Annotated in this window: 19 protein-coding genes; 8 read left to right on the forward strand and 11 right to left on the reverse strand. The window is 68.8% G+C overall.

Annotated features, from left to right (window positions below):
• Positions 1–373: 373 nt before the first annotated feature.
• From AB0L00_RS16620 to AB0L00_RS16630, 3 genes are all read right to left on the reverse strand, one after another.
• Positions 374–790 carry a hypothetical protein gene (locus AB0L00_RS16620; RefSeq protein WP_364434241.1) on the reverse strand — a complete coding sequence of 139 codons (417 nt, stop codon included), beginning with the start codon at positions 788–790 and terminating at the stop codon, positions 374–376.
• A gap of 316 nt (positions 791–1106) precedes the next feature.
• Complete coding sequence (locus AB0L00_RS16625) at positions 1107–1331, reverse strand: hypothetical protein (protein ID WP_364434244.1); 225 nt, start codon at positions 1329–1331, stop codon at positions 1107–1109.
• Positions 1328–1828 carry an ATP-binding protein gene (locus AB0L00_RS16630; RefSeq protein ID WP_364434247.1) on the reverse strand — a complete coding sequence of 167 codons (501 nt, stop codon included), beginning with the start codon at positions 1826–1828 and terminating at the stop codon, positions 1328–1330. Before AB0L00_RS16630 ends, AB0L00_RS16625 begins: the two co-directional genes overlap by 4 nt.
• Before the next feature lie 207 nt (positions 1829–2035).
• On the opposite strand from AB0L00_RS16630, the gene AB0L00_RS16635 reads away from it, so the two are divergent.
• Positions 2036–2875, forward strand: a complete 840-nt coding sequence (locus AB0L00_RS16635) for a helix-turn-helix transcriptional regulator (RefSeq protein WP_364434249.1) — start codon at positions 2036–2038, stop codon at positions 2873–2875.
• Between the two features lie 11 nt (positions 2876–2886).
• Positions 2887–2988, forward strand: a complete 102-nt coding sequence (locus AB0L00_RS16640) for a DUF397 domain-containing protein (protein WP_364401750.1) — start codon at positions 2887–2889, stop codon at positions 2986–2988.
• A 455-nt stretch (positions 2989–3443) separates the two neighbouring features.
• Here the strand turns inward: AB0L00_RS16640 and AB0L00_RS16645 are convergent, their stop codons facing one another.
• The 5 genes from AB0L00_RS16645 to AB0L00_RS16665 all read right to left on the reverse strand — a co-directional run bounded on the left by AB0L00_RS16645 (position 3444) and on the right by AB0L00_RS16665 (position 8842).
• Positions 3444–4250, reverse strand: coding sequence for a hypothetical protein (locus AB0L00_RS16645; RefSeq protein ID WP_364434252.1), 807 nt, complete (start codon positions 4248–4250; stop codon positions 3444–3446).
• 120 nt (positions 4251–4370) lie between these two features.
• Positions 4371–5648: a NucA/NucB deoxyribonuclease domain-containing protein gene (locus AB0L00_RS16650; RefSeq protein WP_364434254.1), complete on the reverse strand. Its 1278-nt coding sequence runs from the start codon at positions 5646–5648 to the stop codon at positions 4371–4373.
• 5 nt (positions 5649–5653) lie between these two features.
• A complete protein-coding gene (locus tag AB0L00_RS16655) occupies positions 5654–6184 on the reverse strand; it encodes a peptidase inhibitor family I36 protein (RefSeq protein ID WP_364434258.1) in 531 nt (176 codons plus the stop codon).
• An 898-nt stretch (positions 6185–7082) separates the two neighbouring features.
• A complete protein-coding gene (locus tag AB0L00_RS16660; RefSeq protein ID WP_364434260.1) occupies positions 7083–7934 on the reverse strand; it encodes a hypothetical protein in 852 nt (283 codons plus the stop codon).
• On the reverse strand, positions 7931–8842 hold the full coding sequence (locus AB0L00_RS16665; protein WP_364434262.1) for an ABC transporter ATP-binding protein: 912 nt from the start codon (positions 8840–8842) through the stop codon (positions 7931–7933). The genes AB0L00_RS16660 and AB0L00_RS16665 overlap by 4 nt, the downstream gene beginning before the upstream one ends.
• 134 nt (positions 8843–8976) lie before the next feature.
• On the opposite strand from AB0L00_RS16665, the gene AB0L00_RS16670 reads away from it, so the two are divergent.
• The 6 genes from AB0L00_RS16670 (at position 8977) to AB0L00_RS16695 (ending at position 15843) form a co-directional block, all read left to right on the forward strand.
• The gene (locus AB0L00_RS16670; protein WP_364434264.1) at positions 8977–10185 is read left to right on the forward strand and encodes a sensor histidine kinase; all 1209 of its coding nucleotides are present in this window, start codon (positions 8977–8979) and stop codon (positions 10183–10185) included.
• Positions 10182–11330, forward strand: coding sequence for a sensor histidine kinase (locus AB0L00_RS16675; protein WP_364434267.1), 1149 nt, complete (start codon positions 10182–10184; stop codon positions 11328–11330). The genes AB0L00_RS16670 and AB0L00_RS16675 overlap by 4 nt, the downstream gene beginning before the upstream one ends.
• A complete protein-coding gene (locus AB0L00_RS16680; RefSeq protein WP_364434269.1) occupies positions 11327–11983 on the forward strand; it encodes a response regulator transcription factor in 657 nt (218 codons plus the stop codon). The genes AB0L00_RS16675 and AB0L00_RS16680 overlap by 4 nt, the downstream gene beginning before the upstream one ends.
• Positions 11980–12828 carry a carbon-nitrogen hydrolase family protein gene (locus AB0L00_RS16685; RefSeq protein WP_364434272.1) on the forward strand — a complete coding sequence of 283 codons (849 nt, stop codon included), beginning with the start codon at positions 11980–11982 and terminating at the stop codon, positions 12826–12828. Before AB0L00_RS16680 ends, AB0L00_RS16685 begins: the two co-directional genes overlap by 4 nt.
• Positions 12829–12973: 145 nt before the next feature.
• Positions 12974–14581 (forward strand): FAD-dependent oxidoreductase, encoded by a 1608-nt coding sequence (locus AB0L00_RS16690; protein ID WP_364434275.1) that lies wholly within the window; start codon positions 12974–12976, stop codon positions 14579–14581.
• 23 nt (positions 14582–14604) lie between these two features.
• Positions 14605–15843 (forward strand): cytochrome P450, encoded by a 1239-nt coding sequence (locus AB0L00_RS16695; protein WP_364434278.1) that lies wholly within the window; start codon positions 14605–14607, stop codon positions 15841–15843.
• 84 nt (positions 15844–15927) lie between these two features.
• Here AB0L00_RS16695 and AB0L00_RS16700 read toward each other — a convergent pair whose 3' ends face one another.
• The 3 genes from AB0L00_RS16700 to AB0L00_RS16710 form a co-directional block, all read right to left on the reverse strand.
• The gene (locus AB0L00_RS16700; protein ID WP_364434280.1) at positions 15928–19215 is read right to left on the reverse strand and encodes a GH92 family glycosyl hydrolase; all 3288 of its coding nucleotides are present in this window, start codon (positions 19213–19215) and stop codon (positions 15928–15930) included.
• A 291-nt stretch (positions 19216–19506) separates the two neighbouring features.
• A complete protein-coding gene (locus tag AB0L00_RS16705) occupies positions 19507–20907 on the reverse strand; it encodes a PrsW family intramembrane metalloprotease (RefSeq protein WP_364434283.1) in 1401 nt (466 codons plus the stop codon).
• A 16-nt stretch (positions 20908–20923) separates the two neighbouring features.
• Positions 20924–21862 carry a heme o synthase gene (locus tag AB0L00_RS16710; protein ID WP_364434478.1) on the reverse strand — a complete coding sequence of 313 codons (939 nt, stop codon included), beginning with the start codon at positions 21860–21862 and terminating at the stop codon, positions 20924–20926.
• Between the last annotated feature and the right edge of the window lie 38 nt (positions 21863–21900).

The following is a 21900-nucleotide window of genomic DNA, read 5'->3' on the forward strand; positions in this document are numbered from 1 at the left end:
ATCCTCTGCGGAGGATGACGGGGCGTCTTCTCGCGTTCCCGGCTCGATACGTCTCCGGTACGGCGCTCCCCCGCCTGCCCGGCGAGAGCCTGATGGCGGCGCTGTCATCCGCTGGCTCGCCCGCCGGCCGGGCTGCTGGTCGCCCTCGGTCTCTGCCGAGGATTTGGTTGTGTGAGCGACTGAAATCCTCGGCAGTGAGACGCCGGTGAGAGCAACGGGCGACCCTGGCATGCGATCTATAGAGATCGCCCGTTTCCTCCTTGGCGTGATCGCGCGGGGCCGTACCGGATGCTCGGGAAAGGCCTCGCCCGTGGTGCCGATATGCGAGCTTCGCCCCCTTCTCGGACCGCGGTCGCCGAGCATTCGGTACGCCTCAGCCGGCGAGCCCCAGTGGGCAGCGCACGTCGCCGTCGCGGTTCGGGCAGCAGACCACCGCCAGGTCGATGAAATTCCCGCCCCGGAGCCACCAGGCCCAGACGACGTCGTTACCCCGCTTCAGCGTGTCCAGGGCGTTGCCGGTCATCGTTCCCATGAGCGGGGCGGCGCGCTGCTGGTCGATGTGCAGGCGCAGGTCGGAGATGTCGGCGTACTGCTGGGCCAGCCAGGTGACCGCGTCGGCCGGGTCCTCCCAGGTGCCTTGCACCGTCCGAGCGGGTCTGCCGAGCCAGGCACTCGTGGCCTCGGGTGGGACGACGGCGGTCTGGAACTGTGGGGTGCCGAGTCTCCGGGCGTCGTCGAACGGTTTGATCGCTTCGCCGGGACCTCGGTAGAGGTACGCGTGGAAGTGCACGGATCAGTCCCTAGGATCGTGGGAGCGTCCCCCCGACTTGGCCTCGGGGGGACGCCCCGTCACTCACTACCTGCGGATGACGGTGATCTCGACGCAGGCCTCGCCGTCCTCACCGGTGTAGCCACCGCAACGGCGTACGGCCTTGCGCCCCACGGTCTTCTTCACGAACCTCACCTCCTCTCTGACCTCGTCGTGGCCCTCCACGGGCCGCGGAGGGAGTCAGGGCAGGGGAAGTAGCCTCAGGAGCGGCCCCCTCGCCGCCCCTGAGGCGTGGGGTCCGCACGGCCGTCTCGGGGGAGGACGACCGTGCGGAGTTCTAAGAGGCCGGCACGTTGAGATGGGGCCAGGTCTCGGCGATGGCCTGACGGAACTCCGCCAGCACCTGCGTGTACAGGGCCCAGCGCCGGCTCTCCAACTCCCACTGGGAGCGGCCCCGGATCTTGTACTTGCCGGACGCGGAGACGGCGACCCACTCCCTGGTGAGCGGATCCTCCTGGACGGTGAAGCCGGGGATCACCGGGACGGGGCGCTGCTCGTTCATTGCCCGAAGCTCGCGACGTCGTCTCTGGACAGGACCACTCCAGGCATCGCGAGGACGGCATGGACGACCTTGTCCGTGTCGGAGACCTCAACCCAGAGGTAATCGGCCACGGACTCGCTGATGAGGACGCCTCGCCCGCTCACCTCGGTGTGGTCGGGCCGCCTCTTCGTCGGCAGCACACTGGGGTAGGCGTCGCGGACCCGCAGGTGGGTCCATCGGGCCCACGCCTCGAGGGCGAGCCAGATACCCGGATCGACTCGGGGCGATGGTGCTTCCTGCGTCCGGACAAGCCGAATGGCATTGGTGGCGAGTTCGGAAGCCACCAATTGGACGTTGTAGGTGAAATCCGGATCGGCCTGGACCAGTCGATCGCGAACTGCACGGCAAGCGTCAGCGACGGCTGAAGACATCGGCATGATTTCGATCCGGTTTGAGCCTGAAACGTAGCCCTGGGCGATATGCCCCGGTCGTCGCGGTGATGGCACGCATCGCGTCATGGAGGTCTCCTCTGGAGGCGGAGGATTGCTACGTGCAGTAGCCACCAGAACACGTTGCGCCTCACTATGCTCTGCCTATTAGGTAATTCACAATGAGGTTGGCGCTATTAGTCAAGATCGATTAGTCATTCGTGTAGTAGCGCCGATTCTGTGTCGGAAGCTCTACGATCAGTGACGCTCCGAGAGAAGCGGGAAGAGGACGACACAATGGCCGACGCCAGGCACAGCCCGACGGTGCGCCGCCGTCGACTCGCCAGGGAGCTTCGCAAGCTTCGCGAGGCGGCAGGGATGACCGCCGACGAGGTCAACCGGAAGCTCGAATGGGCGAACGGCAAGGTGAACAAGCTGGAGCGGGCCATGACCGTCCGGCCGCGCGTCACCGACATCCGGGTGCTCTTGGAGACCTACGGGGTACACGACCAAACCATCCGCGATGCACTGTTCGACCTGACCCGACAAGCACGCGAGCGCGGATGGTGGACCGCCTATGGACCGCTCGATGACAACTACGTCGAGTTCGAGGCTGAGGCGATGAAGATCAGTACCTACGAGCTCGCCATCATCCCCGGCCTGCTGCAGACACCGGAGTACGCCCGCGCGATTCAGCGCGCCCGCATCAAGGACGAGCACGAGATCGAGAACCTCGTCCAGCTCCGCATGGAGCGACAGAAGATCCTCACCGACAAGAACCCACCGAAGCTATGGGCGGTCATTGACGAAAACGCCCTGAAACGCTCTTTCGGACCACGCCAGGCCAAGATCGAGCAGCTCCAGCGGCTGATCGACACGGAGCGGCTGGAGCACGTCACCGTTCAGGTCATGCCGATGAAGATTGCGCCGCATGCAGGTCTTAACGGATCGTTCGTCATCCTGGACTATAAGGATGATCCAACCCTGGTCTACCGCGAGGCACAGCCGGGTTCCTCCTACGTAGAAGGCGTCGCCGAGATCGAGGAACGACGAGACGTCTTCCAGTTCCTGACCGCAACCGCGCTCGGGCCGGATGAGTCGATCGCCTGGCTCAGGCGGTTGGCCGAGAATGAATGAGGTAGCACACCGTGCCCCAGTCCTCCACCAACTGGCGTAAGAGCAGCCGCTCCGGCAGCGGGTCCGGCAACTGCGTCGAGGTCGCCGTCGTCACCGAGTCGCAACGCCCGTAATACGGCAACACCGAGGGTCTCAGAGTCAGAACGTTTCTGAGACCCTCGCTGTATCCAGCCGACCGGGATCTTGCCCGGGTAGGCGCGGACCGGTCCGGCGGACATCTGGCCGAGCTCGCCGTCGATGTGGGCGGCGAAGCCGATGAAGTCGCCGCGGTAGGCGCGGAGGCGCCAGCGTTGGACAGGTCGGTGAGGAAGTCGTCGAGGTGCCGGGCGAGCGGATGCTCGAGGCCCAGGTGTTCACTCAGGACCGGCGACCCCTGCCTCTCTCCTTGCGCCGTTCGGCGAGTTTCCAGGTAACTGGAAACGAACACCTCGCGCCGGGTCGGCCCCGTCGAGATCGCCCCGCCTTCCATAGGGCGATCGTGCCAGATAACGAAGGTTATCTACTTGATCATTTAAGGAGATGGGCCACGTTCGCGGCCATCAGCGTGAGCGATCCACCAAGCGTCGACTTACGCGGTGGGCTTATACACGACAGGCGGGGCTGCGTGGTCCGGCCACATCTGAAGCAGGTGATCCTCTGCAGTATGGCCGGAGGCGTTGACACTCAGTCGCATGCGATAGGTGACGTGGGGCCACACCTCGGTCGTCAGTTCCCCGAGTACCGTTCCCTCCTGGCCGGGCACCGCTAGAACCAGCTCGGGATACGGGTAGCTGGCCCACTGCTTGCTGATCTCGCCGATCGATTCCCATGACGTCTGATCGGGCTTGGGTGCTCGGGGCAGGACCTGGGCCTCGATGTTCACCTTGCCGGCGCGCGCCTGGGCCACGACCACTTTACCGTTGAGAGTCGTGCCGAGACTCGGGGTGCCGATGTCGTCGAGAGCCGACGTGCTTCCTGACCAGGTGTACCGCCCACGCCGTGAAGGCTGGAAAACAACATATGCGGACGCACCTTCTTCACGAAGAAGCACATGCCGTGCGGTGACGGACTGCCGGGCATGGACGGGCAACTGCTCTGCGACTTGTGCGAGCACCGTGTCGCGGACCTTGGCATAGGAGTCGGCCACGTCCGCCTCACCAGCCTGCAAGGCGCGGAGGGCTTGCCTGTCGAGGGCCGCGACGGTGACGTCCCATTGCCTGGAGGTCAAGGCGCCCTGCACCTGTCCGCCGCCCTCTCGGCGTTGCGATCTGATGGCGTCCGTGATTGTCGTGCAGTCGTCGATGACATTACGAGGGTCGCCCCGCTCGGCCTCTACCACGGCCTCTTCGGCGGTGACCAGGATAATGTCGTCGGCCTGGGATGCGGTGAGAGTCACAGGCCAGGACCTGCCGGGAGTCCTCACGTGCTGATCCTTTCCGAAGGGCAGGACGGACGCGGCCAGGGTATCGATGTCCTGGCCGCGTCGCATGTCACCTGTGGCTGGTCTCCGGTTATATCAATAGGTCTTGCACTGCTTGACCGCCGGAGGGCTTGCTGGCGCGTCGGTCACCCACACCCAGAAAGCGTCACCAGGAATGTAAGTGGTTTCGTGAAGCGCAGGCAGGATCCGGTTGGGGATATAGAAGTGGCTGTTCAGGTCGCTCCCCTGATTCGTGTTCTCAGGTCCAGGAACGAAGGCACAGGAGAATCGTGGGTTGCCGCTGCCACCCTGCTCAGACGATGCGTATGGATACTCGTCGCAGGATAGTCCTAGCGCGGACGCCTTATTCTTAATGCTCGAGGTACAGATCGAGTCACGGTGATCGTCAGCCACTCCAGGGTCTTCACGGGTCAATGGGTGGCCGTATTGAATATTGCCGTAGTGGTTGACTGGGTCACCAACTGTTTCTCCGTATAGATCGTTCGCGGCGACGCCAGCATAGGGTCCGGTATAGCTGATGTAGTAGATGGGGATGGCGGACTGTCCCATGTAGTGGACGCATCCGCCGGTGCTGCCGATGTAGGACTCGCTGTCGCAGCGGATGTCGAATGGGTCGTTGAGCTCGGCGGTGTCTTTATCCCAAAGAATGGTGGCGTCGTCTGTGCTGAGCTTGAGGACGATCGCCGGATTGGAGTAGGCGATGTCGCTGCCGGAAGACTTGACATCTTGGCTGTCATAGTAGGTGTAGGTACCGTTGCTGAGGGGCTTCATCTCAGTATCGGATACGTCGCAATGCTGCGTGCACAGCGTGCCTACGGTCCCAAGAAGCCCGGCGTTGACCAGGTCGGGGGGAAGGTTGTATGGCTTGACGCCGAACTGCATCTTCCACGACCGGCCGCCCTTGGCGGGGAGGGTCTCCCAGACGCCCCACCACAGCCATCCGACTTGCGGTGCCGGATTGCCCTCCTTCGTGAAGGTAATCTTGCTAGCGCTCTGCTGGCAGGCGTGGAACCGGTCGTAGTTCACCTGACCTGGCTTGTCGTAGCACAGGTCTGGAGGGACCGGATCAGCGGCTGCACGTAGCGGCCGCGAGAATGACGGCGGCAACTGGCTCGGGTCGACAACCTCAAGACACAGTTTGATCTTCTTGCCGTCCTTGCCCTGCCCGCCGACGCAGTGGGGACCCGACGCACGGGCCTCTGTCATCGCCTTCGACAGCTTCTTTTCGTCATGTGGCAGGTTTCTCGACGAGCGACCCACCCCTGGGCTAGGGGTGAAGGCCGTCAGCGTCAACGTGAGGCAGGTGACGACGGCGGCCACCAGCGTACCGGTGCGGGTCCGCGTGAATCTCATCCCGGTCACCCGCAGTACGTCTGGAACGCGTCGGCCTTGTTATCGGTCGCGGTACCGACGTTCGTGGATTCCGTGCTCGGGTTTTCGGTCCACAGGGCGGTCGGCGGCGTCGTGGCCTGGTTGTAGACCACCACGGTATTCGGGGAGTAGTTCTGCCAGGAGGACGTCATGTTGCCGAACCCGTAGTCGGTGAGGTACTGCCACAGGCCCGTAGCGCTGCAGTCCTTGAAGGTAAGCTTGCGGCCCCCGTAGTTGGTGTATTGGAAGAAGCAGTAAGACCCGGAGTCGCAGACTCCGGCGGTAGTGTCGGCAGCCGGGATTGTCAGAACGACTCCGTTGCTAAAGGTGACCGTTCCTGGCCCGGTCTGCCGGGCATCCGGGTGCCCGGATATGACCTGATCGACCTGCTGTTGCACATCTGCCGGCGCGCTGCTTGAGGCGGCTTGCGCCGGGGCGGCCAGCATCGTAGCGGCGATCACCGATGCCGCAATCATGGGGATTGAAGGAAGCTTGCTTAGGGGGAGGGCGAACTTCAAGCCACTACTCCTTGATCCGATTCGGACAACCAGCAACGCAGCAAAGCGCAATGCATTGCGATCCCGATCAGATCACGTGTGTCACAAGCGAGAAAAGTGTCGATGACTCAGTCGTCATGAAATGTGTTATTTAGGTCACACAACGACCTGTAGCCAGACACTCACTCTCCCAACAGGCCCCTGCTCTATCGAGGTGGCCCCATTTACCACACGGGGAAGCGTTTCGACAACGTGGCAAATACTGCCTCTGGCGACCGATCATGGCCATCAGAGGCAACAGGCAACACCGACGGGTGCTATCTGACTTGACAGTTGCAGCGACTGAAGAAATAAGACGAGTGCGCGATAAAGCCGATTGCGAGCTCGACTAGTCGGCGCCGATACACAGGCGTTGGCGAACATGGAAGATCGATTCGACGCCAAAGCGTGCGAACGAGTAGCTGGTCTAGTGATAGCTGGGCCGGAATCCAGAGCTGATGCCGCCACCGCGTACTTGAGCCGCCGTCGATGCCTATCGAAGAGCATGGGTGACCGGACGTTGGCCCGTGCAGCACGAACGACGGCCACCTGGTGACTACTGGATCAGCGGAAGGTCACCCACATCGCCTTGTCTTGTTCCTGGCCGGTGCTCGCCCGGCCGGCGAGTCCGTATGCGCTGGCTGAACTGGTTGGCGCCCTCCGGCCACCCCTCCTAGCGCATAATCCCGGTTACGAGCGGTGCTCGCGCGCCCCACCCCCGCATCACGAAGGCAGGCACCGACGCGGAGAAGCGCAGTTGCGGCGCGACCGGCGCGAAGTTCCTCGGTGAGCTGGCCGAGTTGTTGAGAATCCGCTCTGCATCATCGCCTGAGCCAAGGGAAGGCGCTCTTCCACCATCGGCGTGGAAGAGCGCCCTCCGCTATACGTCGCGGCGGTCGACGACCGTGACGGCGACGACCGCAGCGGCGACCGCCCATGAGGCCAGCGTGATCCATGCCTCGGTGGTCGTCGTGGGATGGCGTACGGCGAAGTTGAAGCGTCCGTAGCCGATGTCGACCAGGCGCTGCCAGGCGCTGGCGGGCAGCGCGTGCTTGATGTCGGCCGTCCAGCGGTAGTGGTCGGTGAAGCAGAGGGGCAGCAGCAGGAGCACCGCCGTGGTGATCACTATGGTGGCCGCGCCGTGCCGGACGATCGCGCCGAGGCCCATGCCGATGAGCGCGCTGACCGGTGCGAGCAGCGCCGACGCCACCACCGCCTGGAACGCTCCGGGGTACTCGATGGACATGCCGACGTGGCGGCCCGACAGGATGGCCTGGGTGGCCCAGAAGGAGACTCCGGCGACGACCGTCCCGTAGCCGAGCATGACCACCGTGACGTCGATCAGCTTGGCCGTCACCAGCGAACGGCGGGCCGGCACGGCCGCGAAGGTGGTACGGATGAGGCCGGTCCCGTACTCGCCCGTGAGGGTGATGGCGCCGATGCTGCCGGCGGCGAGCATGAGGACCAGGCCGGAGGGCTGCGCGAACGCGTCGCGCATCGCCCAGATGGGGACGAAGATGGCGCGGATGTCGGAGTTGTACTGCGGCCAGTTGTGGTAGTCGGCGACGGCCGCGTTGATATTGATTCCGATGATGGTCAGCCCGCTGAGGAGCAGGGTCCAGTAGGTCGAGCGGAGCGACCAGAGCTTGGCCCACTCGGCGGCGAGGAGGTCGCGGAACCGGGCGCGCGGCTCGGTGACGGCGGGGCGGACGGTGCGGGTCGGTGCGGTCATCGGGGGTCTCCGGCGAGGTATTCGACGCTGTCGGCGGTGAGTTCCATGAACGCCTCCTCCAGCGAGGCGGTACGGGGGGCGAGTTCGTGGAGCAGCACCCGGTGCTGGAAGGCGAGTTCGCCGATGCGGGCGGCGCTCAGCCCGGTGACCATCAGCGCTTGGTCGCCGTCCGGTCGCACGGACCCGCCCTCGGCGGTCAGGACGGCCGTGAGCGCGGAGGTGTCGGGCGTGCGCACGGTCACGCTCTGGGGCGTGCCGCGGGCGGCGAACTCGGCCAGGCTCTCGTCGGCGATCAGCTCGCCCCGGCCGATGACGATGAGATGGTCGGCGGTGTGCTCCATCTCGCTCATGAGGTGGCTGGAGACGAACACGGTCCGGCCCTCGGCAGCCAGGCGGCGGAACAGGCCGCGGACCCACCGCACGCCCTCGGGATCGAGGCCGTTGATCGGCTCGTCGAACAGCAGGACGGGCGGGTCGCCGAGCAGGGCGGTCGCGATGCCGAGCCGCTGCCTCATGCCGAGGGAGAACCCGCCGATGCGACGGCGCGCCGCCTCCGTCAGCCCCACCTCGCGCAGGACCTCGTCCACCCGGCCGCGCGGGATCCGGTTGGCGCGGGCGAGGGTGGACAGGTGCGCGTACGCCGTGCGGCCGCCGTGCACGTCCTGGGCGTCGAGCAGCGCGCCGACGTGACGGAGGCCGCACGGGCGGTCGCGGAACGGACGGCCGGCGACGGTGGCGGTTCCGCTGGTGGGCTCGTTCAATCCGAGGATCATCCGCAGGGTGGTGCTCTTGCCCGCGCCGTTGGGGCCGAGGAACCCCGTGACGTGTCCGGGACGCACGCTGAAGGTCAATCCGTTGACGGCCGTCTTCGAGCCGTAGCGCTTCGTCAGTCCGCTCACTTCGATCACGGGGCCAACGGTGTCGCGCGCCGGGTCCGCCGCGCATCGGGCCGTCGTCGGCATTCGCGTGGCGCGGGTGCCGACCGTGGTCGTACATCCGTGGTCCGATGCCGCACGAAGATCAGACGATTACGATTCCAGGCATGTCCGCCGTGCCCCCTTCTCCCCTGCTCAAGCGCGTACCGCCGGGCGCGTGGACGGCCCTGGCCTGGTGCGCCGGCACGGTGTTCACGTTCCTCATCCGAATGAGACTGCCCGGGGAGAGCGTGGCCTCGGTCTACGCCGGGGTCCTCTTCCACCGGTGGGACGGCCGGACGACGCTGGCGCTGGCCACGGCGCTCACACTGCTCGGCGGCGGCCTGCTGCGGCGGTGGCCGATCGCGGCTCTCGTCCTGGTGCTCGCCGGTTCCGTCTTCGGGACGCTCCCGCTGAGCGTCGGCGCGATCCCGGTGCCGCAGTTCCTGTCCGTCGACGTCGCCCTGTACTTCATCGCGGCCACCGGGCGACGCCGGGTGTCCCTCACCGCCGCCGGTCTGGTCTTCGCCACGCTCATGGCGTTTCTCACGTTCCGGCTGGCCCGCGATTGGTCCATCCAGACGTCGACGGAGCTGGCCGTGGCGATGACCGCGCTGGTCGCCTGGCTCGTTGGCAACTCGACGCACCAGGCCCGCGAGCACGCCGAGGCCAGGCGGGCCCAGACCGCGGCCGAGGCGGTCACCGCCGAGCGGCTCCGGATCGCGCGCGAGTTGCACGACATGGTCGCGCACACCATCGGCATCGTCGCCCTGCAGGCCGGCGCGGCGCGAAGAGTCATCGACACGCAGCCCACCGGAGCGCGCGACGCCCTGTGGGAGGTGGAGATGGCCAGCAGGGAGACGCTGTCCGGGCTGCGCCGGATGCTCGGCGCCCTCCGCCAGGCCGAGCTGAAGGATGGAGCACGGACGACCGTGCTCGACGAGATGCCCGGCCTGGCCGACGTCGACCGGCTGGCCGCGGCGACGGCCGCCGCCGGGGTCCGCGTCGACGTCCGATCGCTGGGTGAACGACGCCCGCTTCCGCCGGAGGTCGACCTGTCGGCGTATCGGATCATCCAGGAGGCCGTCACCAACGTGGTACGCCACGCCGACGCCCGATCATGCGTCGTGTCGATCGACTACCGGGACGATGAGCTGTCGATCGAGGTCGTCGACGACGGCCGCGGTCACGGTGCCACCCCCGGCACCGGCTACGGCCTGCTCGGCATGCGAGAGCGCGCCGTCCTGCTGAACGGAGACCTCTCCACCGGGCCCCGCCCCGAAGGCGGCTTCCGCGTCGCGGCCCGCCTTCCCCTGCCGGCGGGAGTCCGGCGATGATGAGGACGATCGCGGTCTGGGGCGGAGCCGCCCTGTTCCCGCTCGCGCTGGCCTGGTCACAACTGGGCTCGCCGGGCCCCAGGCTGTACTACAACCCTGTCCTGGCCGTCGCGGCGATGCTGTCGATGAGCCTGCTCATCGGCGTGCTCCGGCGGGTCCCGCTGCTCGCGCTGTTCATGATGCTCCTCGGCTGCGTCACCGTCGTCCTGTTGGCGGGGCCCCAGCACCAGAGCGGCCGAGCCCCGTTCCTCCCCTTTCTGGCGGTGGATCTGGCCCTGGCGTTCATCGTCGCCACGCGGACCTCCCGGGTCTCGATCGCCGCCGTCCTGCTGTCCCTCGTTGTGCAGTTCCTGACCGTCGGGGCCTTCTCCGACGGAACGGACGTGGGCAGCAACGCCGAGATGGCCCTGCTGGCGCTCGCCACGGCGTACATGGTCGGCAGGCTGATCCGCGAGCGCCGTGAGCACGGGGAGGCGCTGCGTACGCGCGCGGTGGCCGACGCCGTCACCGCCGAGCGGCTCCGGATCGCGCGCGAGATGCACGACATGGTCGCGCACACCATCGGCATCGTCGCACTCCAGGCCGGCGCGGCGAAACGAGTGATCGACACGCAGCCCGCCCGGGCGCGCGAGGCGCTCGGCGAGGTCGAGACCGCCAGCCGGGAGACGCTGTCCGGGCTGCGCCGGATGCTCGGCGCCCTCCGCCAGGCAGAACTGGAGAAGGGAGCCGAGACCGCGCCGCTCGACGAGATGCCCGGCCTGGCCGACGTCGACCGGCTGGCCGCGACGACGACCGCCGCGGGGGTCCGTGTCGACGTCCGCCGGCGAGGGGAACGACGCCCGCTGCCCCCGGAGGTCGACCTGTCGGCGTACCGGATCATCCAGGAGGCCGTCACCAACGTGGTCCGCCACGCCGACGCCACCTCCTGCACCGTCTCCATCGACTACCAGGACGAAGACGTGTCGATCGAGGTCGTCGACGACGGCCGCGGCCACGGCACCACCCCCGGCACCGGCTACGGCCTGGTCGGCATGCGCGAGCGCGCCGCCCTGCTGCACGGCGACCTCACCGCCGGACCACGCCCTGAGGGCGGGTTCCGCGTGACCGCCCGCCTCCCCCTACCGACAGGAGTCAGAGTCGAATGACCGTCCGCGTTGTCCTCGCCGACGACCAGCCGCTGGTGCGCACCGCACTGCAGATGGTCATCACCGACGCTCCCGACATCGAGGTCGTCGGAGAGGCCGGAAACGGCGCCGAGGCGGTCGAGCTGGCCGGGAGCCTCGAGCCGGATGTCGTCGTGATGGACATCCGCATGCCCGGAATGGACGGGATCGAGGCGACCCGGCGGATCACCGCCGACGGCGGATCGACGCACGTCGTCGTCCTCACCACGTTCGACGACGACGACTACGTCTACGGCGCCCTGCGCGCCGGTGCGGCCGGGTTCCTCGTCAAGGACATGGCGCTGGACGACATCCTCACCGCCATCCGCGTCGTCGCCGCCGGGGACGGTCTGATCGCGCCGAGCGTCACGCGCCGCCTGATCGAGGAGTTCGCCGACCGTCCGGGACCCGTTCCGGGGCGGCGCACGCTCAACGGCATCACCGAACGCGAGCACGAGGTGCTGACCCTCGTCGGACGCGGCCTGTCCAACGCCGAGATCGCGGCCGAGCTGGTCATCAGCGTGGCGACGGTCAAGACCTACGTGACCCGGCTGCTGACCAAGCTGGACGCCCGCGACCGGGTGCAGCTCGTCATCATCGCCTACGAGACCGGCCTGGTGACCGCGACGCAATGAACGCCCTGACCGTCGCGGCCGCGCAGATCCCGGTCGGGTGCGACCCCGAGGCCAACGGCACGGCCGTCCGGGAGATGATGACGGCGGCGAGAGCGGCGGGCGCCCGGCTCGTCCAGTTCCCCGAAGGCGCGATCTCCGGCTATCCCGGCGACCGGGCGGCGAAGCAGGCCCTGTCCGGCTGGAACGTCGACTGGGCCGCCGTCCGGGAGCAACTGCGGGGCGTCGCCGCGTTGGCGGGTGAGCTCGGCCTGTGGGTGGTGGTCGGCGGCAACCACCGTCTGACACCTCCGAACCGGCCGCACAACAGCCTGTACGTCATCTCCGACCAGGGTGAGCCGATCGGCCGGTACGACAAGAGGCGGTGCTCGCACACCGAGATCAGCGACTGGTACTCCCCCGGCTTCGACGCCTGTGTGTTCGACGTCGACGGGTTCCGATTCGGCTGTGCGCTCTGCATCGAGATCAACTTCCCGGAGCTGTTCCTCGAGTACGCCGCCTCGGGGGTCGACTGCGTGCTGTTCTCCTCGTACTCGCGGGACCCGATCTTCGAGGTCCTCGCGCGGGCGCACGCGGCCGCCGCCGGCCTGTGGATCTCGGTGTCCGTGCCGGCGCAGTGCAGCGCCGCCATGCCGTCCGGGGTGATCGGGCCCCACGGGTACCGGCTCGGGAGCTGTGCCGGGGACGGCCGGCCCGGGCTGGTCTGCGTGCGGCTCGATCGGGGCGACCCGGCCCTCGACGTGGCGTTGCACAAGGCCCGGCCGTGGCGGGCGAGGGCGCGTGCGGGTGACCTGTACGAGGCCCGCCGCGTCGACGACCCCCGCAGCGTGGCCAAGACCCGTTTCTGAGCGTCGTCGATGCCGCGTACCGGTCTTTCACCTTGCCTGAAAGGCCGGAACGCGGGGTAGGTCTCCGACCGACAGCCGGGTAAGGCCGTCGCGTCGGCGTCGGCCGGGTTCGCCGGGCGGCCGCGCGCAACGGGGGGTGCGCCGGATGCGGGTGATCGTCGACCTCACGCGGTGCCAGGGGTACGGACAGTGCGCGTTCCTCGCGCCGGACGTGTTCACCATGAACGGTGAGGAGGCGCTGCTGTACGACCCCGACCCGGACGACGCGCAGCGCGAGCACATCCTGCGGGCGGCCGCGGCCTGCCCGGTACAGGCGATCCACGTCGACCGGATGGCCACCCGGCATCGTGGGACGAGGGCCGGTCCCGCGCCCCCGGCGGCCGGCGACGGGTTCCGGAAGACGGGACGGATCGTGATCGTCGGCGCCTCGCTGGCCGGCGCGCGGGCCGCGGGCGTCCTCCGCCGGGACGGCTTCGCCGGCTCGCTCACCCTGATCGGTGACGAACCGTACGAGCCGTACGACCGGCCGCCGCTGTCCAAGCAGGTGCTGACGGGCCTCGCTCCGGAGGATCACACGCTGCTGCCCCGCCTGCGCGAACTGGATGCCGAGTGGCTGTCCGGTATCGCCGCCACCGGCCTCGACCTGGCGGCCAAGAGGGTGCGGCTCGCCGACGACCGGGAGGTGTCCTTCGACCGGCTGCTGATCGCGACGGGCGCGCGGGCCCGGCCGTGGCCGAACGCCCGGGAGGCGGCGCTGGAGGGGGTGCTCCCGCTGCGCGGGATGGACGAGGCGGCCCGGCTGCGGGAGCGCCTCGCGGCCGGCCCGCGCCGGGTGCTGGTCATCGGTGCGGGGTTCACCGGCTCGGAGGTCGCGTCGGTCTGCCGGGTGCTGGACCTGCCGGTGACCGTCGTGGAGCGCGGCCCGGCACCGCTGGTCGGCGCGCTGGGCGGGGTGATCGGAGCCGCCGCGGCCGACCTGCAGCGGGAGCATGGCGTGGACCTGCGGTGCGGCGTGACGGTGGAGGCCCTGGACGGCGACGCGGACGGCCGGGTCCGGGCCGCGCGGCTCTCCGACGGGAGCACGGTGGAGGCCGACGTCGTGGTGGTCGCCCTCGGGGCGATCCGCAACGTCGAGTGGCTGCGGGACTCCGGGCTGGCCGCGGGAGTGTGGGGGGTCGCCTGCGACGCGGGCTGCCGGGCCTTCGACAGCAACGGCCTGGTGACCGATGACGTCTTCGTCGCGGGGGATGTCGCGCGTTTCCCGCATCCGGTCTACAACTACCAGTTCATGGCGCTCGAGCACTGGGGCAACGCGGTCGCCCAGGCCGAGATCGCGGCTCACAACATGATCAGCGACCAGGCGCACCGCTGGCCGCACCTGTCCCTGCCGGTGTTCTGGTCCAACCAGTTCGGGACGAACATCAAGTCCGTCGGAGTGCCGACCTTCGCCGACGAGGTGGTCATCGCGCAGGGTTCCCTCGCGGAACGCCGATTCGTCGCCGTCTACGGCTACCGGGGCCGGATCACGGCCGCGGTCACGTTCGACCAGGCCATGTGGCTGGAGTTCTATCAGCGCCTGATCGAGCGCGCCGCGCCCTTCCCGCCCGAGCTCCGCACCGCCGACCGGGCCGAGGAGAGGCGGCCGGTCCCGGCCGAGGTGCCGGAGCGGCTGGAGGCGACCCAGGTCACCGTCATGGTGACGGGGCACGATCCGGCCGAACGCCGCGCCTCGCTGCTGCACGGCGACCGGTGAACGAGTCAGAAGGAGGTGCCGCCGTGGCGCCGATCAGCGTCTTCGACCAGATCCTCGATCCGGCCAACCGCGCCGACCCGTACCCGCTGTACGCCGAGTTGCGCAGGACCCCGGTGTCCCGGCAGGAGGACGGACTCTACGTCGTCAGCGGGTACGACGAGATCGTCGCGCTGCTGCACGATCCGCGTCTCAGCTCGACCCGCCGGAACGTCCCGCAGCCGGGCGAGCCCGGATCCGGGGACGTCACGGCGGTGCTGCCGCCCTCCTTCATCAACACCGACCCGCCCGAGCACGACCGGCTCCGTCGCCTGGCGATGCGTCACTTCGGTCCGCCGCGTTCGCCGCACCTGGTGGAGAGCCTGCGGCCGGAGATGCTCCGCGTGGTCACGGAGTTGATCGACGGTGTCGCGACCCGGGCGCGCATCGACATCGTCGACGACATCGCCTACCCGTTCCCGGTCACGATGATCTGCCGGATCCTCGGGGTGCCGCACGAGGACGAGGCTCGGTTCCACGAGTGGGCCGACGCGGTGGTGGAGTCGCTCGACCCCCGGGAGAAGGGCCGGGCGGAGCGGATGCGGCGACGGCAGGCGGCTGTGATCGAACTGCACCGGTACCTCGGCGGGATCATCGATGAGCGCCGCGAGAGGCCCGGGGACGACCTGCTCTCCGGCCTCGTCACCGACGAGGGCCCGGAAGGGGCGATGTCCCCGGTCGAGGTGGTGGCCACCGCCACGCTGCTGCTGATCGCCGGCCATGAGACCACGGTCAACCTGATCACCAACGGGATGCTCACCCTGCTGCGTCACCCGGCGCTGCTCGATCGGCTGCGCCACGAGCCGGACCTGGCCGTCTCCACGGTCGAGGAGCTGCTCCGGTACGAGCCTCCCGTGCACTTCCTGTCCTCACGGGTCGCCCTGGATGACATCGAGCTCGGCGGGACCACCATCCCGAAGGGCTCGCCCATCGCCGTGGCGCTCGCGGCGGGGAGCCGCGATCCGGCGCACGTGCCCGACCCCGACCGTTTCGACCCGGATCGCCGGTACACCGAGCACCTGGGGTTCGGCGGCGGCGTCCACTACTGCTTCGGTGCTCCGCTCGCCCGGCTGGAGACGCAGATCGCCCTCACCGAGCTGGCGAAGCGGCTGAAGAATCCCCGCCTCGTGGCCGACCCGCCGCCGTACCGTCCGAGCGCCGAACTGCGCGGGCCCCGCCACCTCCTCGTCGACGTCGACGGCGTGGCGGACCCGGAGCACGGCTGATGCCCCGGTACGCGTGGCACCGGGGCATCACGGGGAGCCGGGTCCGGGTGAGCCCGCCGGCGCGGCGGGCTCACCCGGATCGGATCAGGCGAACGCCCAGGCGAAGACGTGCAGCGATCCTCCGCTGGACGGCGTGTTGAGCGTCACGCTCTTGACCTGCTTGCTCGCGTCGAGCGCGATCGGCGTGGCCGCGAACACGTAGATGTTGATCTTCTGGTTGCCGCCGTCGGAGGTGTTCCGGTACGGCGTCTTGGCGACGGTCGCGTTGCCGAACTTCGGCGGGTAGGCGTCGGCGCCGAGCGCCCAGTCACTGAACTCCAGCTTGGCCGTTGCCGTCGACCCGTCGGTGTAGGTGATCGTCACCGTCGACGAGGCGTCGCCGTTGCCGGCCGCGCCGAGGAAGGCCAGCTTCGACGCGCCGCTCGGGGCGGTCGGCAGGTCGACGACCTGACCGTTCGCCTGGACGTTGTCGAGCTGACCGGGCGTCCGGTTCGGCCAGGTGAAGGTGAAGCCGTTCCACGCCACCGGCTGCCCCGGCTTGAGGCCGGCCGCCGCCAGGGCCTGCGCGGAGTAGCTCCAGCCGCCGCCGTCGAAGTTGGCCGTCCCCGCCTTGCCGTCGTCGGAGATGCCGGCGTTGTTCTGGTACCACTCGATCGTGCCGCGCTTCGCGACGTTCAGCGAGATGCCGGTGGTGCCCACCGACTTCCCGGAGGCGGTCAGCTCGAACGGCACCGAGTAGTAGTCCAGCTTCTGGTCGGCGGCCACCGACACGGTGACCTTCTGGTCGGCGTGCCCGGCGTCGGCCACCTTCAGCGTGCCGGAGGACGGCGTGACGGTGATGCCCGCTGGCGGCTTGGCGGTCCAGGTGACGGTGTCACCCGCGCCGACGGCCTGCACGCGCAGGGTGGCCTCGGTGGAGCCGCCGGGCTCGACCGACGCGGTGCCCGGCTGGAGCGCCGACAGGAACGGCCGCGCGCCGGTGCCGAAGGACGGCGGCGCGTCCTTCGGGTCGCTGCCGAACTTCGTGTTCGGCTGCGCGCCGAGCGTGTAGTCCAGCTTCCCGCCGGAGGCCACGAAGGACTCGGGCAGCCAGGCGCGGCTCGTCGCCTTGCCGCCGACCTTGAGCGACTGGACGTACTTGTTGGTGTCGGAGGCTCCCGGCGCGTTGATCGTGATCTTCTGGCCGCTCGACCGCTTGACCGTGATCTGCGGGAACTCCGGGCTGTTCAGCACCATCTCGGCGCGCCCCGGGACCGCCGGGTACATGCCGAGTCCGGCGAACACCCGCCACGCCGACATCGTGCCGAGGTCGTCGTTGCCGACCAGCCCGTTCGGGGTGGACTTGAACAGCTCGGTACGGGCCCGCGCGACGACGTCCTGGGTCTTGTACGGCTGCCCCGCCCAGACGTACAGCCACGGGGACTGCAGGGACGGTTCGTTGCCGAGGTAGGCGTACGCCTCGTGCGAGCCGGCGTTGAGCTTGGTGAAGAACGTGTCGAGCCGCTTGACCGCCTGGTCCCGGCCGCCCATCGCGTTGAACAGCCCGGCCACGTCCTCGTAGACCATCCAGTGGTACTGCGCGCCGTTGCCCTCGACGTACCAGTTGGAGTCGGCGGGGTCGAACGGCGTGAGGAACGAACCGTCGCCGAAGCGCGGCTGGATCCAGTCGTTCAACGGGTTGTAGATCGTCTCCCAGCCGTGCGCCCGCTTCATGAACTCCTGGTAGGTGTCCTTCTCCCCCAGGCGCTGGGCGAGCTGGGCGATGCCGAAGTCGGCCATGCCGTACTCCAGCGTGGTCGCCGGGTCGCCCGGCACGTAGCCGAGCTTGAGGTAGTCGGCGTTGCCGGGGCGTTCGGTGTATCCGGTGCCCTTGTCCTCGCCGACGCGGTTCGCGCCCTTGACCATGGCGGCCAGCGCGCCGTTCGCGTCGAAGTTCCGGGCGCCGAAGGCGTACATCGTCGCGATGATCGAGTGGTACGGGTCGCCGTTCATCACGCCGGTGATGGTGTTCTGGTGCGACCAGCGGTCCCACACGTCACCGACGGAGTGCGCGTCGTTGTACATCGACTGGGCGATGTCCGCGCCGACGTCCGGGGCGAGCAGCGCGATGAGCTGCGCCTCACTGCGGTAGATGTCCCACCCGGAGAAGGTCGCGTACTGGTGGTGGCCCTTCTTGACCTTGTGGGTGCGGTAGTCGAACCCGGTGTAGGTGCCGTCCACGTCGTCGAAGACGTACGGCTGCAGCATGGCGTGGTAGAGCGCCGTGTAGAAGGTCCGCAGCCGGTCGGCGGCACCGCCGCCGACCTGGATCTGCCCGAGCCGCTTGTTCCACGCGGCCCGCGCGGCGGATCGTACGGAGTCGAAGCCCCGTCCGCCGATCTCCTTCTTCAGGTTCTGCTTCGCGCCGTCGATGCTCACGTACGACACCGCGGTGCGCATCTGCACCGGCTTGGCCTTGCTGGTGTCGAACTGCAGGTAGACGCCGGATCCCGGCCCCTTGACGGTGACGTCACGGGTCAAGGCCTGCGCGGAGCGCTGCGGCATCGGCCTGCCCTGGGGGCCGTTGTTGAGCCGCCCGAAGGTCTTCCGCGTCTGCTGGGGCACCTTCGCCGGGGAGCTGCCGCGCACCGCGTCCTCGCCGGGCTCGACCGAGTCGTCCTTCCACGTGCCGTACGCCTGGAACGGCCGGTCGAAGGTCGCGGTGAAGTAGACGTAGTACTTGGTGTCCGCGCCGCAGAACCCCCCGGTCTTCGCCCAGCCCGAGACGGTGTTGCCCTTGACGGTGGCCTCGGCGTCGTCCACGCCGTTGATCGACCCCGTCACGTTGAGCAGCAGCGTGCCCACCTTGTCCGTCGGGAAGGTGAACCGCGCGACGCCGGCCCGCTGCGTCGCGGTCAGCTCCGTCTTCACGCCGCTGTCGAGCGTCACGGCGTACGACCCCGGAGCGGCCTGCTCGTTCTCATGCTTGAAGGTCTGCACGTAGTCGGTGCCGTGGGTCGCCGGCGAGTTCTTGATCGGCCCGGAGAACGGGATGACGGGGAAGTCCTGCGCGCCCGTACAGCCCGGCCCGGAGATGTGGGTCATGCTGAAGCCGCGCAGGCGGTTGTCCTCGTACTTGTAGCCGCCGCCGGACGAACGGACGGTGTCGGGGCTCCACTGCATCATCCCGAACGGCGCGACGGCGCCGGGGAAGTTCATCCCGGCGCCGCCGCCGTGCCCGAAGTCGGGCCCGCCGTCCTGGGTCCCGACGAACGGATTGACGTAGGAGGCGAGATCGGGGGCCGCCGCGTGGGCCGGCAGGGCGGGGAGGGCCAGGGAGGTCAAGGCGAGGCCGAGCAGGCCTGCCAATCGAGGGCGGACGCGTCTGAACACAGCTGCTCCTCTGGGGGGAGGTCACAGGGCGCGCTGGCGGAGGACCATCGCAGGGCCATGACAACGTTGTCACGGCTACCCGCATTGTCAACGTCCGTCACTGCGGAGTCAATGGTCAAAACCGGTCACAAGCGCATCAACCAGTCACTTGACCGCGCTGCCCACTGATCGACTCACTCCGAACGCGAGGCTCGCCGAATGCGCCGTAGACCGCGGACAAGCCGCACCGTCCCGGTCCCGCCGTGCGCGGCCCGGCAGGATCCGGTCACCGTCCCGGTACGGTTCGGGGCCTCAGGAGCCCGGTGGGCCCCAGGGCCGTCCCCCCGGCCCGGACATGCCGTCGCCGCCCTGCGGACCGTACGGGCCCGGCGGGCCGTAGGAGCCCGGCGAACCGGAAGGTCCCGGAGGAGCCGGTGGACCAGGTGGGCCGGACGGGCCTGGCGGGCCGTAGGGGCCGGCGGGACCGGCGTACGGACCCGGTGCCGAGAACGGGCCCGGCGGCGGTGGGCCGTACGACGCGCCCGGATGGAGGAATCCCGACTGGCCCTGCCCGGTCCACGGTGGGACGAGAGGACGCGGCTGCCGGCCCTGGAACGCCTGCCGGGCCAGGTGCATGAGGTTCAGCAGGTCCTGGCGGCGCCGGTAGAACCACGCCGGCTCGGCGACGTTCCGCTCGGCCCGCTGGTGCAGCAGGGCCAGCTCCGTCGCGGCGAGCTGGTAGTCGGCCATCGCCCGGCTCGCCCCGGTGCCGCCGGCCATGCGGGCCCACTGGCGGGCCCGGCGGCGCAGCTTGAGGTTGCCGAGCATGTGAACGTCCTGCGGCGTGACCAGCCCCGTGCCGGCGTACATGGGCAGGTGCCGCTGGATCAGCCGGACGGTCTGGCGGCGCTCCCATCGGACGATGACGATCAGCCCGATGAGGATGCAGAAGTCGATGCCGTAGGCGACCATCAGGCCCTTGAGACCGAACGCGGTGGAGAAGTTCCAAACGCCGTGCAGCAGCATCGCCGTGCAAAGGCCGGCGACGGGCGCCGCGACCCGGGCGGCGCCCCGGTGCAGCGCGGCGTAGGCGACGCCCAGCCCGGTCATCGAGGTGAAGAGCGGGTGCCCGAACGGCGAGACCACGCCGCGCATGATGAACACGGCCTCGAGGTTGTGCTGGTGGAACGCCCGGATGTAGTACCCGACGTTCTCCATCATCGCGAACCCGAGGGCGACCATCGCGGCGTAGATGATCCCGTCGGTCAGCCCGTCCAGCTCGTTGCGCCGGAACCACAGGAACCCGAAGAGCACCGCGCCCTTCAGCGACTCCTCGACCAGGGGCGCGCCGACGGAGGCCGTCACCAGCTCCCCGCGCTCGCCGAAGACCGGTTTGGTGAGCAGTTCGTACCCGGCGGTGTTGAGGATCAGCGCGCCGAGGACGGCGACGCCGGCGCCCCACATGAAGGCGAACAGCAGGGCCCGCCACGGCTCGGGCTCGAGCCGGTCCAGGGTCAGGACGAGCGCGATCAGCAGCGGAACGGGCAGGATCGCCAGGACGAACCCGACGATGAACGGCGCTCCGTTCATCGCGTCGAGGCCCAGGACGACGATCGCACAGGCCGACGAGACGACCAGACCGATGATCAGCCCGACCGGTGCCCGGCCCGGCATCCGTCCTTCGAGGATCGCCTTCGGATCGACACGTGCCATGCCGGGAGATTAACCGTCAGTGCAGCAGCGGGTCGATCGCCACCGCGAGGAAGAGCAGCGCCAGGTAGGCGTTGGACAGGTGGAAGTAGCGCATCGGCTTGAGCACCGCGCCGGTGATGCCCGCCCGGACCCTGCCGAGGAGGCGGTACGCCTCGACGAGGCAGGCGACGCCGAGGACGGCCGCGGCGATCGGGTAGAAGATCGTCGTGTGCGCGATCGGCCAGAGCGCGAGGGAGCAGGCCACCGTGACCCAGGTGTAGACGATGACCTCGACGGCGACGCGGCGCTCGGTGGCCACGACGGGCAGCATGGGAACGTTGGCGGCCGCGTAGTCCTCGCGGTAGCGCATGGCCAGCGTCCAGGTGTGCGGCGGCGTCCAGAAGAACACCACGAGGAACAGCACGATCGGGGTCCAGGACACGCTGTTCGTGAGGGCGGACCAGCCGATCATGACCGGCATGCAGCCGGCGATCCCGCCCCAAACGACGTTCTGCTTCGTGCGCCGCTTCAGCACCAGCGAGTAGACGAAGACGTAGAACAGGATCGCGAACACCGACAGGCCGGCGGACAGCGGGTTGACGGCGAGGGCGAGGAAGACGGTGGAGGCGATGGCGAGGGTGATCCCGAAGACCAGCGTCTCCTTCGGCGTGACCTGCACCATCGGCAGGGGCCGACGGCGCGTCCGCCGCATCTTCGCGTCGATGTCGCGGTCGATGTAGCAGTTCAGGGCGTTGGCGCTGCCCGCCGAGAGCATGCCGCCGACGAGGGTGGCGATGACGGGCCACAGCGGCGGCAGTCCGCGGGCCGCCAGGAACATCACCGGGATCGTCGTGATCAGCAGGAGCTCGATGATCCGCGGCTTGGTCAGCGCCACGTAGGCGCGCACGAGAGCGCCGAACGGTCGACGGCCGGACGTGGGCGGCGCAGGGGTCCTCGCCGGACGGTTGATGACCACCGTCACCGGATGTTCACCTGCACGTTCACGACGTTAAG

It is taken from the genome of Actinoallomurus sp. NPDC052308, assembly GCF_040679195.1.
In the GTDB taxonomy this organism is placed as follows: Bacteria; Actinomycetota; Actinomycetes; order Streptosporangiales; family Streptosporangiaceae; genus Actinoallomurus; species Actinoallomurus liliacearum.